The sequence below is a fragment of the Psychrobacillus sp. FSL K6-4615 genome, from assembly GCF_038008225.1.
GTDB classification, from domain to species: Bacteria; Bacillota; Bacilli; order Bacillales_A; family Planococcaceae; genus Psychrobacillus; species Psychrobacillus psychrotolerans.
Window position 1 is genome coordinate 583,563 of sequence record NZ_JBBOYQ010000001.1, and the last position, 15,458, is coordinate 599,020.

Here is a 15,458-nt window from a genome sequence, read left to right on the forward strand (position 1 = left end):
GGCTATGCGATTTAGTGAAGAGTACTCAGGAAATGTTTTTATCAAAAGTAAACAAAATTATGATGAAGCACAAGCAGTCATTTATGGAATGCCAATGGACTGGACTGTAAGCTATCGTCCAGGATCACGTTTTGGTCCTGGGCGTATCCGTGAAGCTTCAATAGGTTTAGAGGAGTATAGTCCGTATCTTGACCGCGAGCTAGATGATGTGAACTATTTTGATGCAGGGGATATTCCTTTACCATTTGGTAATGCAGAGAAAAGCTTAGAGTTAATTGCAGGCTTTATCCGCCAATTACTGATAAATGGGAAGATTCCAGTAGGTATGGGTGGAGAACATCTAGTGTCATGGCCTGTCATGAGGACAGTGGCAGATAACTATGATAATCTAGCTATTATCCATATGGATGCACATACAGATTTACGCGAGGAGTATGAAGGAGAACCGCTTTCTCATTCGACACCTATTCGTAAAATTGCTGAATATATCGGACCTAAAAACGTCTATTCATTTGGAATTCGTTCAGGCATGAAAGAAGAGTTTGACTGGGCAAAAGAAAATGGTATGCAAATTCACAAGTTCGAAGTTTTAGAGCCTTTGAAAAAAGTGCTACCAACACTTGAAGGACGTCCAGTTTATGTCACAATTGACATCGACGTTCTTGACCCAGCGCACGCACCAGGAACTGGAACTGTAGATTGTGGCGGAATCACAAGTCGTGAGCTTTTAGCTTCTATCCACGAAATCGCAAACTCCGGCGTAAATGTAGTAGGTTTTGATTTAGTAGAAGTAGCACCAAATTACGATCCGTCTGAGCAAACAGTAAACACTGCCAGTAAATTACTACGTGAAATGATATTGGGTTGGGTTAAGTAGAACGGAGTATCTGGTGTTACTGCGACGAGCTTGCGCAGGAGCAAACAGTAAACACTGCCAGTAAATTACTACGTGAAATGATATTGGGTTGGGTAAAATAGAACGCAGAAAAAGTGATGTCCTAACTAAGGGCATCACTTTTTTATCAAACCAATATATTTTGATTGATATGAACTACTTTATTTCTTCCAGAAGTTTTAGCAAGGTAAAGGGCTTCATCAGCAAGTTTGAATAATTCATGTGTGGTTACAGCATCTTGTGGGAAAGTACTAATACCACCTGAAGTAGTTATATCTAACTTTTCTCCAGTTGAGATTTGAAATAATTTCTTTTCTATTGATTGTCGAACTAGATCAGCAACTTCCAGCGCTTTTTCATCTGTAGTATTTGGGAGGAGTATGGAAAATTCTTCTCCTCCATTTCGAGAAACTATGCCCCCAAAAGGTTTACTAGTATCTTTCATTCGGAGTGCTAATTCTTTCAATACTTCATCTCCAACGGGGTGCCCATATGTATCGTTGACCTTTTTGAAATAGTCTATGTCTAGTAATAGGAGTGAAAAAATTTCATTTTTTGCTATAAGATTTTGAGTATGTTCTTGGAATTTACGGTTATTATATAGACCCGTAAGATAGTCTGTTACAGATATCTCTTCAATATGCTTTATTTTTTCAAATAGAGAGCTTAGCTGTTTAAGGGTAATGAAAATAATGGAAAAAGACACGATTGAAAATATGATAAAACTGATAATAGCTAACGACGTTTCAAATTTCCAACTGCCTAAGAAACCTAGAACAATAGAAGTTTGTATGATGGAATAACCAAAAAAGTAAGGGACGTTTTGAAAGGTCATTGTTTTCTTCCAACTGCAAACTCCGATAACCAATCCCACTATAATAGTGCTACTTCCTGCTATTAGAGCACTTGTAGAATATCCGTACATAAACAAACGGAACACTCCGATAATAATGCCGCTTATAATAGGTGCGAATGGTCCTCCTAAGACACCGGATAATGCAATAACAGCCATTCTTCCGTCCATAATAACGACATCAGTAATGTTTATAGCGGTTAACATTAACAAACAACCAGTAAGTCCACTTAACAATCCAAGTATAAAAGGGGTGTATTTAGAAGATGGAATGTAAACATTTAATTTGTTTTGAAATGGTATGTAGGTAAGAATTGCAAAAGTAAAAAGAATACAAAAGTTAATAATAAAGTCAATTAGCAATAAAGTCACCTTCTTAATAATCTGAATCTATTATAGCCTTTTAGACTAAATATGGTATACATTTTTATACAATTGGTTGTCATAAACGTTAAATTTAAGCTATAATATGAAGGTTATAGTAAAAAGCAACGTTAGTGTGAATAAGCTTCCTATCGCTAGTTATTGCCAACTGAGAAGCTGACATAAATAAAATATCTACAAAGGATGTTAAGCATGTCTACACCAGTACAAAAGACAGTAAAAGTACAATTAGTTTCTACAATTCGTCATCCAAATGTCCAAGAAGAAACAATCAATATAAAAACAAAAGGCATTTTAACACTAAAAGGCGAACAAAATTATTTAGTTTATGAAGAATCTCAAAATGAAAAGACTATTCGAACGACTGTGAAACTAAGTGGGCAGAATGCCTTGATATTACGAAGTGGTGGAGTCAAAATGCGTTTGCCTCTTGAACGTGGAGAGTTCCAAACTGGGAGCTATGAAACTCAATATGGGACAATGATTATTACAACAAATACGAAGCACTTACACTTTGAGGTTGGACGCTTTCAAGTGGAATATGAGCTAATTATAAATGAAGAAGTGGCCGGTACATATACATTAGAACTAACTTATACGGAGGCGGAATAAATGAACGCAGTAGAAAAGCTACAACAAACCATTAAAGATGCATTACAACAGGCAATAGTGAAAGCAGAACTTGTAACGGAAGAGCAAATTCCAACTATCCAACTTGAAACTCCAAGAGACAAAGCAAATGGAGACTATGCAACAAATATTGCGATGCAATTAACAAAACTTGCGAAAAAGAATCCTCGTCTAGTGGCGAAGGCAATCATAGAAAACCTAGAGTTGTCTGGAACAATGATGGAAAAAGTGGATATTGCAGGTCCAGGATTTATGAATATTACTGTTCGTAAAGATTACTTACAAGATGTAGTGAAGGCTGCTTTAACAGAAAAAGAAAACTACGGCCGCTCAACTTCAGGTGCTGGAGAGAAAATTCAAGTAGAATTTGTTTCTGCAAATCCAACTGGTGATTTACATTTAGGACATGCACGTGGGGCATCTGTAGGTGATTCTTTAAGTAACGTTCTTGATTTTGCTGGATTTGATGTTGCTCGTGAATATTATATTAATGACGCAGGAAACCAAATTCATAACTTAGCGATCTCCATTGAAGCTCGTTACTTCCAAGCTCAAGGATTAGACAAAGAAATGCCTGAAGGTGGCTATCACGGGCAAGATATTATCGATATTGCTGCAGCTCTTGTTGCAGAACATGGCGATAAATTTGTCTCCATGTCAGATGAAGAACGCTACAAAGCATTCCGTGCACATGGGTTAAAAGTAGAGCTTGCAAAACTACAAAAAGACTTAGCTGATTTCCGTGTTGGTTTTGATAACTGGTTCTCGGAAACTTCTTTATATGAGAACGGCAAAATTGAAGTGGCTTTAGATAAGTTACGTGCAAATGGTCATATTTTTGAAGAAGAAGGAGCTACATGGTTCCGTTCGACGACATTTGGAGATGATAAGGATCGCGTGCTTATTAAAGGTGATGGTTCTTTCACTTATTTATTACCAGATATTGCGTACCATGAAGATAAGTTAGTTCGTGGGTTCGATCAACTGATTAATATTTGGGGAGCAGACCACCATGGTTACATTCCACGTATGAAAGCAGCCATTGAAGCACTTGGATATGAGCGTGAAAAACTAGAAGTATCGATTATTCAAATGGTTCAATTATATAAAGACGGCGAAAAAATGAAAATGAGTAAACGTACTGGTAAAGCTGTTACCATGCGTGAGCTTGTAGAAGAAGTAGGACTGGATGCAGTACGTTATTTCTTCGGTATGCGTTCAGGTGACTCACATATGGATTTCGATTTAGACTTAGCTGTTTCTCAATCCAATGAAAACCCAGTATTCTACGCTCAATATGCACACGCACGTATTTGTTCGATTTTACGATCAGCAGAAACGCAAGGAATGAAAGTATCGACTGATTCACTTGAGTTGTTGCAAAGTGAAAAAGAAGTAGACTTACTTAAAAAAATTGGTGACTTCCCACAAATAGTTGCAGATGCTGCAAAACTTCGTGCACCTCACCGTATTGCAATCTATATCCAAGAACTAGCAACGACTTTCCATAGCTTCTATAACGCAGACAAAGTATTAAATGCGGATAATCTTCCTCAAACAGAAGCTCGTCTGGCACTAGTAACTGCTGCGAGAGAAACAATTGCAAATGCCTTACGTTTACTAGGTGTATCTGCTCCAGAACAAATGTAAATAGCAAACCCTCGACTTCGGTCGAGGGTTTTTATAATTCTGCTTCGAATAAAGAGAGTAAATTTGGAGAAAATATCCTCATAGCCTCCAACAGCAAATAAACAGGGCACGACGGCAAGTAGTATTTCCAACTTGAGCGCCAGTAAAATTCAGCTGAGAGTGAGTAAACAACAATCGAACGTAAGTAACCACTTATTAAGAGAGAGATGAGCATCTTTACGAGAGTAATCGAAGCCTACACGAGAGTGAATCTGTCCTATACGAGATTGACCCGTCTATACGAGAGAGCCTATGATCGATGCGAGAGAGATTTCAAGCTTTACGAGAGCGACCCGTCTATACGAGAGCGAACTCCGTCTATACGAGAGCAACGCAGTCATGTAAGAGAGAGTCTCCCACTATCCACCAGTAAAAAGGTCAGACAACGCTTTCCTCAAAACGAAGTCGACAGGTATATAAAATAAGGTATAATGAAGGCAAAGCAATATGAATAATTTAATGCATAGAGGTGCTCTCGCAATGGATTGCTGGAGTTAAAAGGGAAGCTGGTTAAAGTCCAGCACGGTCCCGCCACTGTAAGTGATAGAACATATCGCGAGTCAGAAAACCTGCCTAAATGCTTTGCACCCGTTACCTACGAGGATAGGTTTGGTGTAAATCTGGCTCGTTGTGACTTCGTGCAGGTTTATACCTATTTATCTCTCATCATAGGATGGGAGATTTTTTATTGTCTAAATTAGGAGGAATGTAAAATGAAAAAAAGATGGTTAATCGCCGTAATGGCGGTGTTTTTATTAGTTGGATGCGCACAGGAAGAAACGAAAAATGTAGAAAGTACTGAGGCGGAGCAGGCGGCTAGTGAAAATATAGAATTCCCAATGACATTGACGGATGCCGTTGGAGAAGAAGTTACGTTAGAGGCAGCCCCGGAGAAAATCATCTCCATGATTCCTAGTAATACAGAGATTTTATTTGCACTTGGATTGAATGAGGAAATTATAGGGGTAAACGATTTTGAAAGCTATCCAGAAGAGGCACTAGAGAAAGAAAAAATCGGTGGCATGGAGTTCAATGTGGAAAAAATCCTTTCGTTAGATCCGGACATTGTGTTTGCACATGAATCGATTGTAGGAATGGCGGAAGCTGGACTGCAACAACTGCGTGATTCGAATGTTTTGGTGTATGTGGTGAGTGACGCTAAGGATTTTGATGAAACATATACAACTATTGAAGAAATGGGTCGAGCTACTGGGAAACTTAAAGAAGCCCAAAAAATTGTAGAAGACATGAAAGTAAAAGTAGAAGATATCCAACAAAAAGTACAAAAAGTAGAATCGAAGAAAACTGTATTTGTTGAAACTTCTGATGTTCCAGAAATTTATACAACAGGGAATGGAACGTTCATGCAAGAGATATTAAATATGTTGAATGCAACAAATATTATGGATGATCAAGAAGGTTGGGTAAAAATTGATCCCGAAGAAATTGTAAGTCGTAACCCAGATGTAATGCTTATCACATACGATTACGTAGAAGGTATTGTAGAACAAGTGAAACAACGTGATGGATTTGATACAGTTACTGCTATTCAAAATGATGCAGTAATACAAGTAAATGAAGACACGACGAGCAGACAAGGTCCACGTCTAGTGGAAGGATTAGAAGAAGTTGCGAAAGCAATCTATCCGGAGGCTTTTAGTGAGTAAATCAATGATCGGTTACATCATGTCCATTTCTGTGCTTTTGTTAGCAATTTGGCTTGGTGTATCGGTCGGTTCTGTGAAGGTGCCGATCCAAACGTTATGGGATACGGGGGCCGATGCGATAGCGACCAATATCGTTTGGAAGATTCGTATGCCGCGAGTGGTACTAGCTGGTTTAGTAGGTGCATCTTTGGCGATTGCTGGTGCTGCATTTCAAAGTTTGCTTAAAAACCCGCTTGCTGACCCCTATACATTAGGAGTGTCGTCCGGTGCCTCGGTCGGTGCTGTGGCTACGCTCTTTTTCGGGATTTCCATACCGTTTTTAGGGATATTTACATTACCTGTCTTTAGTATGGTTGGTGCGTTAGTGACAATGCTATTAGTTATTTCATTCGCCAAGCTAGTAGATCGTGGGATGAAAATGGAGACGATTATTTTAACAGGAATTATTTTTAGTTCCTTTTTGGGATCTGTAATTTCGTTAATGATTGCTTTAACTGGTGAAGAGTTGCGTCAAATTATTGGATGGTTGCTCGGCAGTGTGTCGATGCGAGGTTGGAGCTTTGTGCAGATGGCCTTACCTTTTGTTATTATCGGAACGTTGTTATTGTGGATAAACAGAAGAGAGCTTAATGCCATGCTGTTTGGGGAAGAACGTGCCAAGCATTTAGGAGTAGATGTGAAAAAGCGCAAAATGATGATACTTATTGGTGGATCTATGCTAACTGGTACGGCCGTTTCTGTGTCAGGAACGATTGGCTTTGTAGGACTAGTTGTGCCACATATGACTAGGCTTTTATTTGGCTCGGATAATCGTCATGTATTACCGTTGAGCTTTATAAACGGGGCTTCTCTTTTAATCATTTGTGATCTGGTATCTCGTACGATTATTTCACCGACTGAGTTACCAATTGGTGTTATTACAGCATTTATCGGAGCACCTGTGTTTGCATTTATATTCTTTAAACAACGTAAAAAAGGAGGCGTTTAACACCATGCTAGAGATAAAAAATGTTTCAGGTGGTTACGACCAAAAGCTAGTTGTCCAAAACGTCTCCTTTCAAGTGAAAAAGGGAGAAATGCTAGGCATATTAGGACCGAACGGAAGTGGTAAATCTACCTTACTAAAATTGATAAGTGGCATTTTACCAATGAAATCAGGAGAAGTCCTTATTGAAGATAAAACACTTCAATCCTTTGCTTCTAAAGAGCTCGCAAAAAAAATGGCAGTACTTCCACAATTACATAGTCAGGCTTTTTCTCATACGGTTCGAGATACCGTATCACTCGGACGTTACCCCCACCAAAGTGGTTGGTTTTCTAGTTGGTCTAACGAGGATGAAGCGGCGGTTCAAGCTGCGATGAAGCTAACGGCCATCCAAAGATATGAGCATCAGCTGTTGGAACTGCTGTCAGGAGGGGAACAACAACGAGTATTTGTAGCTCAGGCTCTTGCACAGCAAGCACCTATACTCCTGCTGGATGAACCTACCAATCATCTAGATATTGCCCATCAAAAACAGTTACTCGATACTATAAAAACACAAACGATAGAAAATGAAATTACGGTTATTAGTATTTTTCATGATATAAATCTTGCCTCTTTATACTGTGATCGCCTCTTACTGATGGATCAGGGGCAGATAAAAGTAATTGGGGAACCACAGGAAGTAGTAAAGAAAAGACTAGTGGAAGCAGTTTATGAAGCACGAGTAAGTACTACTTCACATCCGGAGCGTCCAAAACCTCAAGTGACCATTTTGCCAGACGTAATGGAACGTTATAAGGAGCGGATTATCACCGCTGAAAACTTCAAAGTAACGGAAGATTATGTCCTTTTTCAAGCAGAAATACAATTGAAGACATGGTCTTCTGCGGTCATTAATGCAGGGAGTGGCTGGTATAAAAACTTCGTCAATAGAAGAGTAGATGCTAGTTATGCTTGTGATAATGTGCAAGAAGAAATGCTCGTCTACTTGGCGAACAACGGATTTTCTGAAGCTGATACAGTAGGAATGATGACTGCGGTAAGGACAACGGATGCCGTCATCAAAGAGTATAAAACACCTTTTGGTAACATTATCATTATGGTGACTGCGGGAGTAGGGAATGCCGTGGACGTTTCTAGAGCATATGAAGTAGAGATGCTTCCAGCAATAGGAACGATTAATACATGGGTAATAGTAAATGGGGAACTTTCGGACGAAGCTTTTATACAATCTGTTATTACAGCCACCGAAGCGAAAACAAAAGCTCTGGCATTTGAGCAAGTGAAGGATCCGCGAACGGGAACGATTGCCACTGGAACATCAACGGATAGTGTGTTAATAGCAGCAACACAAAAAGGGACGCATATTCCATATGCAGGACCAATTACTGAAATAGGCAAGAAAATTGGACTTGGTGTGTATGAATGCACTGTGGAAGCTATTCAAGTTTACAAAAAAGCAAAAGGTTGGGAATCATAATGGGTCCGCATATTATAGCTATAGCAATTGGTTTAATACTAGACCGAATAATTGGAGATCCACCAAGTTGGCCACATCCCGTAAAGATTATCGGAAAGCTCATCACGAAACTGACAGGCTGGTTGAATAAAGGAAGAGCTCGCAAAGCAAAAGGAGTTTTACTCGTTATTATAGTCGTTGGCATTACCTTCTTCGCCACTTTAGCTATTCTAATAGGTGCCTATTCCGTTCATATATGGGTCGGAATTGCAGTGGAAAGTATTCTAATCGCATCAGGGCTTGCCCAGAAGAGTTTAAAAGTAGCCGCAATGGACGTGTATAAACCATTAGTAGCAAAAGATTTACCGTCAGCAAGACAAAAACTTTCCTGGATTGTTGGTCGAGATACAGAGAAGTTAAACGAACAAGAAATTACACGGGGCGTCGTGGAAACAGTTTCGGAAAATATTAGTGACGGTATAACCGCACCGCTTTTTTACGCCTTCGTATTTGCCGGTGCTCCAGGACTTTGGTTATATAAAGCGATCAATACGCTCGATTCAATGGTCGGTTATAAAAATGAAAAGTACTCCGAATTCGGATATGCTGCTGCAAAGTTAGATGATATTGCAAATTATATACCGAGTCGATTGACGGGCTATATCATTATGTTGTGGGGCAAAAAAGAAAGTAAGTTGCCTTTTGGTAAACGGATGAAAGGCTGGTGGCAGGATGCGAAAAAGCATCCAAGTCCAAATAGTGGCTACCTAGAAGCTGCAACTGCTTATCAGTTAGGTATTCAACTGGGGGGCATTAATACATACAAGGGAACTGTTTCTAATCGTGCACTTATGGGGATTGGTGAAGTTCCATTATCGCCAAACCATATATTAAGCAGCCTCTCTCATTTGAATTCGGCTGTCATTCTATTTTGGCTATGGATGATGGTGATCGGAGGGATATTATTTGGCATTACCTAATCACGGAGCAAATGCTCATCACCTTTATGAACAACTAGGAATGAGCATGCCTGAAACAGTTTTCGATTATAGTGAAAATGTGAACCCACTAGGACCGCCAACTTTTGTACATGAAAAATGGTCAACGTATGCACAGCTAATTACTAAATATCCAGATCCACTGGGAGAACCGTTTTTATCAGCTGCTGCAAAATTTCACGGTGTACCAGTAGAAAATGTAATAGTTGGAAACGGAGCAGCAGAAATATTCGCAAGCCTTGCAAAAAGATATGAAAATAAACGCGTTGTATTGGTTCATCCAACTTTTTCTGAATATGAAGCAACTCTTACTCCTTACAATGTGTACATCAAGGAAATAATTGCAACTGGGAAACTTCCTTTGGATGAAGTGCTCGATGAAGTAGAGTTTGCGGAAGCAATTTACATTTGTAGACCAAATAATCCGACCGGGTATTTAATTCCATTAGAAGAGATTATTCAAATAGCAAATTATGCGAAGACGTATAAGTGTGAAGTTATTTTAGATGAAGCATTTCTCGATTTTATAGATGAAAAAGAATCATTTATCCCTTATTTAAAAGGTTTTCCAAATGTTATTGTTGTACGCTCAATGACGAAAATGTACGCTATTCCGGGAATTCGTCTTGGGTACGCGCTGACTAGTAAAACCATCGTTAGCGATATCCGTTCGAGAATGTCACATTGGAATAGTAATGCGATTGCCACGACAGTCGGAGCTGACTGTTTGCTAGAGGAAAACTACCGAATAACAGCAATTGCATTTGCAAAAGAAATGCGAGAGCAAATGACAGCGTTTCTAGAGAGATGGAATTGTATCGTGCTACCATCTCAAACAAATTTTATTTGTTTTCAATTGCCAGATCCTGCTCTTTCAAAGGAATTTTTTGAAAGTTTGTTACATAAAGGTTGTGTACTTCGCCATACAGAAAACTTCAAAGGACTTAACGGCAAATGGTTTCGTGTGGGGATGAAAGAGGAGCCTCAAATGAAGTTCTTGCAAAAGGAGATGAGCGCATGGTTCGAGGAAAACTTATCTTCATAACGGGAGGTGTGCGCAGTGGCAAAAGTAGTTTTGCTGAACATTATTTAATGGATAGGCTGGCAAAACGAAATGTGTACATCGCTTCTGGCGTTGCGGTAGATAATGAAATGAGCGAACGCATAAAAAGGCACCAAGACGATCGTGAAAACTACCTATTCGAATGGATAACGATTGAGCAACCACGCCATTTTGAGCATGTCCTTCCTCATATCCAAAAGGGAGACGGTATCTTATGGGATTGTGTCACTACATGGTTGGCAAATGAACTTTACGGTGGTCAAATAGAGGAAATAGAAAAGAAATTATACGAAGCAATTGATGAGTTATTAGAAAAAGCTAAAATAGTCATCATTGTTTCAAATGAAGTGCTCGACGAACCTTTATCAAATTATGAAGATACAGCGCTTTATCAATCTTGGATTGGAAGAATTCATCAAAAGCTTGTAGCGATGGCAGATCATGCTTTTGAGATGGAGTATGGCTTAAGTCACCAGTGGAAGTGAGGGATATAGGTGAAGGGTTTAATGATACAAGGTACTGCTTCAAGCGTTGGGAAAAGTTTGATATGTACAGCTATTTGTAGACTTCTTGCAAATGAAGGAAAGCAAGTGGCCCCTTTTAAATCGCAAAACATGTCGGGCTTAAGTATTCATACAGAGGATGGTTTGGAAATAAGTGTTTCGCAATCCTTGCAAGCAAGGGCAGCGAAAATCCCTTATTCAGCTGAGATGAATCCGATATTATTGAAACCAATAGGGAATATGGAGTCAGACATAATTATTCTAGGAAAAAAGTTGGGCACAATGAGTGGCATGCACTACCGGGAGCAATTTTTTGAAAAAGGACAAGAGCTTATAAAAAATTGTTTAAGCCTGCTGTCTGCCTCTTATGAGTATTTGATATTAGAAGGTGCGGGGAGTCCCGTTGAAGTAAATTTACGTGAACGTGAGTTGGTGAATATGCGAGTAGCTGACATGGCAGATATTCCAGTTATATTAGTGGCTAATATTGAGTTTGGCGGGGTTTTTGCATCCCTAGTTGGGACACTTGAACTACTGCCAGAATCACAAAGAGCGCGTGTAAAGGGGATTATTATAAATAAGTTCCAGGGAGATATTTCTTTATTTCAGGACGGAATCGATTTCATCGAAACATATACAGGAATAGATGTGTTAGGAGTCATCCCTTATTTTGAAAATGAATTTGAGGAAGAAGACGGAGAAGAAAAAAATGGACAAATGGCATCAAATGAACAAATAAATGAATGGGCCACCCATTTTAAAAAGCATGTAAAGTGGGGAAAAATTTTAACTATTTTATCTAACAATGCGGTGAAGAAATGAAGAGCATTTTGTTAGCACTTCAATTTTTCACTATCATTCCAGTGAACAAAAATTTACCGATGGACAAACGATCGATTACAGGGATGTATAGTATCTTCCCTTGGCTCGGGGGAGGCATAGGTGCCATTTCTTGTTTAGTGCTCTATTTCGATTGGAGTTCACTAATGAGTGGATTTTGTATTGTCCTTCTCGGAGTTGTCCTTTCTGGTGGTCTCCATATGGATGGTTTTATAGATACTTCGGATGCGTTTTTTTCCTATAAAGATCGATTGAAGCGATTCGAAATATTGGAAGATCCTCGAGTTGGAGCTTTTGGTGTAATGGCAGTAGTTTTTTTAGTCTTCGGTAAGGTAATTATAGTATCCGAAGTGTTATCGACAGATTCCTTTCATTGGATTTTTGTATGGCTAATTCCTTTTTTCTCACGAGCTATGCTTACACTGCTATTTTCATTGACGAATACTGCTAAGGCAAGTGGTCTTGCTTATTACTTCAAGGGAAAAATAAATGCAAATATCGTCCTAATCGCAGCCATATGTAATTTTGCTATTGGTCTAGCTGTGTTAGGATGGATGACAAATTGGATGGTCGCCGTCACGTTTTCGGTTGTGTTATTTGCTTTTATTTGTTTATTCCGTAATTGGACAATGAAAAATTTTGGTGGAGTGACTGGTGATTTACTTGGTGCAAGTGTGGAGATTTCGGAGGTGATACTATGGATAACGCTATTGTTGTTACTCTCATAAGGCATTTGCCTACGCAAGCAAATCGAGACAAAAAGTATATTGGGTGGACCGATGAACCTATTCTAGCTGGATTGAAGACAAAGAATATTGCGTGTGAAACCAATGAAATAATCGGTAGCGATTTAATTCGCTGCAAACAAACAGCCACTCAACTATTTAGCGGAGTTCCTTATACTGACAATGCAAATTTTCGTGAATGCTCATTTGGTGACTGGGAGAACAAAACATATAATGATTTAAAAGAGGAAGCTTCCTACAGAAAATGGTTGGATAATCCGTTGCAGTTAGCACCTCCAAACGGGGAGTCAATGCAAAAAATGGAAAATCGCGTGTTACAAGCTTTCTTAGCAGCATTTGAAAAGTTAGAGGAACCAGTAATCATTACGCATGGTGGACCCATTCGGTTTTTATTGACCAAGTTTGCAAGTGTAGAAAAGAACTTTTGGGATTGGGAAGTACCTCATGGCAGTATGTTTACAATGTATTGGGCCGATAAAAAAGCTGTATTGGAGGGGACACGATGCACGTCATTTTCGGTGGAGCATTTAATGGAAAACGAGCGTATGTAGAGCAAATGGTGCAAGGACGCAATGTCCAGTGGTTAAATGTTGAAGTAGATGCATATGTTTTATTGCCAAATGTAGAAGTGATTGTTGTTTCTGGTGTCGAGCATTTGTTACAGACCGAAAGTAATGAGTTACTACAGAGAATGGAAAAGTGGCATACACAAGCAGAAGTGGTCGTTATTGCAACGGAAATAGGGCGAGGAATTGTACCGATGGACGCCAGTATACGCAAGCTGCGGGATGATGTCGGTCGATTTTATCAACAGCTGTTTACAAAGGCATCGCGTGTAACGCGAATATGGTACGGTATATCACAAACAATAAAGGGAGATGGGCAAATTGAAAATTTACACTAAAACAGGTGACAAAGGACAAACAGGTTTAATCGGGGGAAGAACGGACAAAGACGATATCCGCGTAGAAGCTTACGGAACAATTGATGAAGTGAATTCATTTATCGGAAAAGCAGTAACAGAGCTAGATTCATCGAAATTTGCGGATATTCTAGAGGATCTAGAAACAATCCAACATGAGCTATTTGACTGTGGTGGAGACCTTGCAAATGTTTCCAATCGTCGCGTATATAAAATGACAGACGAAGCAATTGATGCAATGGAAAAAAGAATTGATGTACTAGTTGAAGAAGGGCCAGTTTTGGAGAGATTCATCCTACCTGGAGGAACTCCAGCTGCGGCAACGCTTCATATTGCTCGTACCATTACTAGACGTGCAGAACGTTTGACTGTTACGTTAACGAAGTCACAAGAGGATGTGCCAACTGTGGTACAGCGCTATTTAAACCGTTTATCGGATTATTTATTTGCAGCTGCACGCGTAGCGAATGTGAGAGAAAACGTTGCGGATGTTGAATATGTTCGCAGTGCAAAAGTTTTTAAAAATGTAGGAAGCGAGAAGATAGAAGGGAAGTAAGGTTATATGAAACTTCGAGTATTAACACTTGCGGCTATGTTTGCAGCACTATGCGCAATCGGGGCATTTATTAAAGTTCCTGTCGGCATCGGAAGTGCTGCATTAGATACGGTACCAGCGCTGATTTCAGCTTCCTTTCTGCCACCAGTTTATGCAGGTGCTGCATCGCTAATAGGTCACTTATCATCCTCTTTATATGCAGGGTTTCCATTAGGGCCATTGCATATCATTATAGCTGTGGAAATGTTTGTCATTTTATTCGTATTCACAAAGCTGCACCAATCAGGGCATCACGTTTGGAAATGGATTTTCTTTATCTTTGCTAATAGTGTGCTCGCAACGCTACCATTTTACTGGATCATTTCACCGGCATTCTTTGCGGCAGCCCTCCCAGGTATCACACTTGCGACTATTTTAAATGCAGCAATCGCTATGATTGTCTCGCCAGTAATGGAGCGAGTGATGAAACGTGTGAAAACTCATGCGTAATGCGAGCCCATTGCCCAATGGATTCGTATTAACGACAGATAACTCCGCGGGCATCGGAGAAAAAAAGAATGACGTAGTTTCAACGCCAGACGAAATAGTTTCTTATTTCGCAGCAAGAGTGGCATTACTAGAACAATGGGCAGCTGGCGCAAATCCACTGTCCATAGTAGTTCATAACTTTTCAGGTAGCCAAAGCTGGAATAAATATATCACTGGTATAGAAAAGCTATTTAACGAAATCGGTATAAATTGTCCAGAAATTACCGGCAGCAGTGAAACCAATATGGAAACACTGCAGTCAGCAATCGCTGTGACCATGCTAGGTGAAATCGTTACAGAAGAGAATAAAGATGTTCGCTGGTATGTATACGGCAAGCCAAGTGTCGGGGAAGAAGTCATTAGGAATAGTGAAAAAATTGCAAACTTGAAAAAGATTAGGGAAGCAGTAAGTCTAGGATTAGTACATCAAGTATGGCCAGTTGGATCAACCGGAATTAAAAGCGAGTGCGAACGAATAGGCATAAATGCACATTTAGCAGAGTGGGATTTAGAGAAATCGGCAGGACCAGCTACCACAGTTTTACTTGGCATTGATAGGATGAAAGAAAACGAAGCAAAACTTCATTTTGGCCACTATTTTGAGACGATCTCTTGAGGAGATGGTCTTTTTCTTTTGGGTAGGTACTGCTACTTCGGCAAAATAGTTAGCAAATCATAGGTTACACGCATGTTGAATACTGACGTTCACAACTATTTTACTCACTCTCAACCTCCAATTA

At 39.6% G+C, this 15,458-nt stretch carries 17 protein-coding genes and 1 riboswitch; of the genes, 16 read left to right on the forward strand and 1 reads right to left on the reverse strand.

The window, feature by feature from the left end; translation table 11 throughout:
- Window positions 1-4: 4 nt before the first annotated feature.
- The gene (gene speB, locus MKX53_RS02870; RefSeq protein WP_340908901.1) at window positions 5-877 is read left to right on the forward strand and encodes an agmatinase; all 873 of its coding nucleotides are present in this window, start codon (window positions 5-7) and stop codon (window positions 875-877) included.
- Window positions 878-1,022: 145 nt separating this feature from the next.
- Here speB and MKX53_RS02875 read toward each other — a convergent pair whose 3' ends face one another.
- On the reverse strand, window positions 1,023-2,111 hold the full coding sequence (locus tag MKX53_RS02875) for a diguanylate cyclase (RefSeq protein WP_340908903.1): 1,089 nt from the start codon (window positions 2,109-2,111) through the stop codon (window positions 1,023-1,025).
- Between the two features lie 213 nt (window positions 2,112-2,324).
- On the opposite strand from MKX53_RS02875, the gene MKX53_RS02880 reads away from it, so the two are divergent.
- The 15 genes from MKX53_RS02880 to MKX53_RS02950 all read left to right on the forward strand — a co-directional run bounded on the left by MKX53_RS02880 (window position 2,325) and on the right by MKX53_RS02950 (window position 15,334).
- Entirely contained in the window at window positions 2,325-2,744 is a 420-nt protein-coding gene (locus tag MKX53_RS02880; protein WP_175496207.1) for a DUF1934 domain-containing protein, read from the forward strand.
- Window positions 2,745-4,412, forward strand: a complete 1,668-nt coding sequence (argS, locus tag MKX53_RS02885) for an arginine--tRNA ligase (protein ID WP_340908906.1) — start codon at window positions 2,745-2,747, stop codon at window positions 4,410-4,412. It begins immediately after the preceding gene.
- A gap of 489 nt (window positions 4,413-4,901) precedes the next feature.
- A riboswitch (cobalamin riboswitch) is annotated at window positions 4,902-5,042 on the forward strand.
- Window positions 5,043-5,164: 122 nt separating this feature from the next.
- Window positions 5,165-6,118, forward strand: a complete 954-nt coding sequence (locus tag MKX53_RS02890; protein WP_340908907.1) for an ABC transporter substrate-binding protein — start codon at window positions 5,165-5,167, stop codon at window positions 6,116-6,118.
- A gap of 4 nt (window positions 6,119-6,122) precedes the next feature.
- On the forward strand, window positions 6,123-7,106 hold the full coding sequence (locus MKX53_RS02895) for a FecCD family ABC transporter permease (protein ID WP_445678277.1): 984 nt from the start codon (window positions 6,123-6,125) through the stop codon (window positions 7,104-7,106).
- Window positions 7,107-7,110: 4 nt separating this feature from the next.
- Window positions 7,111-8,583 carry an adenosylcobinamide amidohydrolase gene (locus tag MKX53_RS02900; RefSeq protein WP_340908910.1) on the forward strand — a complete coding sequence of 491 codons (1,473 nt, stop codon included), beginning with the start codon at window positions 7,111-7,113 and terminating at the stop codon, window positions 8,581-8,583.
- On the forward strand, window positions 8,583-9,542 hold the full coding sequence (cbiB, locus tag MKX53_RS02905; protein WP_340908912.1) for an adenosylcobinamide-phosphate synthase CbiB: 960 nt from the start codon (window positions 8,583-8,585) through the stop codon (window positions 9,540-9,542). Before MKX53_RS02900 ends, cbiB begins: the two co-directional genes overlap by 1 nt.
- Window positions 9,529-10,605: a pyridoxal phosphate-dependent aminotransferase gene (locus tag MKX53_RS02910; protein WP_340908915.1), complete on the forward strand. Its 1,077-nt coding sequence runs from the start codon at window positions 9,529-9,531 to the stop codon at window positions 10,603-10,605. Before cbiB ends, MKX53_RS02910 begins: the two co-directional genes overlap by 14 nt.
- Window positions 10,578-11,108, forward strand: coding sequence for a bifunctional adenosylcobinamide kinase/adenosylcobinamide-phosphate guanylyltransferase (locus MKX53_RS02915; RefSeq protein WP_340908917.1), 531 nt, complete (start codon window positions 10,578-10,580; stop codon window positions 11,106-11,108). The genes MKX53_RS02910 and MKX53_RS02915 overlap by 28 nt, the downstream gene beginning before the upstream one ends.
- Before the next feature lie 9 nt (window positions 11,109-11,117).
- On the forward strand, window positions 11,118-11,948 hold the full coding sequence (locus MKX53_RS02920) for a cobyric acid synthase (RefSeq protein ID WP_340908920.1): 831 nt from the start codon (window positions 11,118-11,120) through the stop codon (window positions 11,946-11,948).
- Window positions 11,945-12,694, forward strand: coding sequence for an adenosylcobinamide-GDP ribazoletransferase (gene cobS, locus MKX53_RS02925; RefSeq protein ID WP_340908922.1), 750 nt, complete (start codon window positions 11,945-11,947; stop codon window positions 12,692-12,694). Before MKX53_RS02920 ends, cobS begins: the two co-directional genes overlap by 4 nt.
- Window positions 12,664-13,263 (forward strand): histidine phosphatase family protein, encoded by a 600-nt coding sequence (locus tag MKX53_RS02930; protein ID WP_340908924.1) that lies wholly within the window; start codon window positions 12,664-12,666, stop codon window positions 13,261-13,263. The genes cobS and MKX53_RS02930 overlap by 31 nt, the downstream gene beginning before the upstream one ends.
- Entirely contained in the window at window positions 13,215-13,616 is a 402-nt protein-coding gene (locus tag MKX53_RS02935) for a bifunctional adenosylcobinamide kinase/adenosylcobinamide-phosphate guanylyltransferase (protein ID WP_340908927.1), read from the forward strand. Before MKX53_RS02930 ends, MKX53_RS02935 begins: the two co-directional genes overlap by 49 nt.
- Complete coding sequence (locus tag MKX53_RS02940; protein WP_340908929.1) at window positions 13,600-14,190, forward strand: cob(I)yrinic acid a,c-diamide adenosyltransferase; 591 nt, start codon at window positions 13,600-13,602, stop codon at window positions 14,188-14,190. Before MKX53_RS02935 ends, MKX53_RS02940 begins: the two co-directional genes overlap by 17 nt.
- A gap of 6 nt (window positions 14,191-14,196) precedes the next feature.
- A complete protein-coding gene (locus MKX53_RS02945) occupies window positions 14,197-14,679 on the forward strand; it encodes an ECF transporter S component (RefSeq protein ID WP_340908931.1) in 483 nt (160 codons plus the stop codon).
- Window positions 14,672-15,334 (forward strand): hypothetical protein, encoded by a 663-nt coding sequence (locus MKX53_RS02950; protein ID WP_340908933.1) that lies wholly within the window; start codon window positions 14,672-14,674, stop codon window positions 15,332-15,334. The genes MKX53_RS02945 and MKX53_RS02950 overlap by 8 nt, the downstream gene beginning before the upstream one ends.
- The last annotated feature ends 124 nt before the right edge of the window (window positions 15,335-15,458 follow it).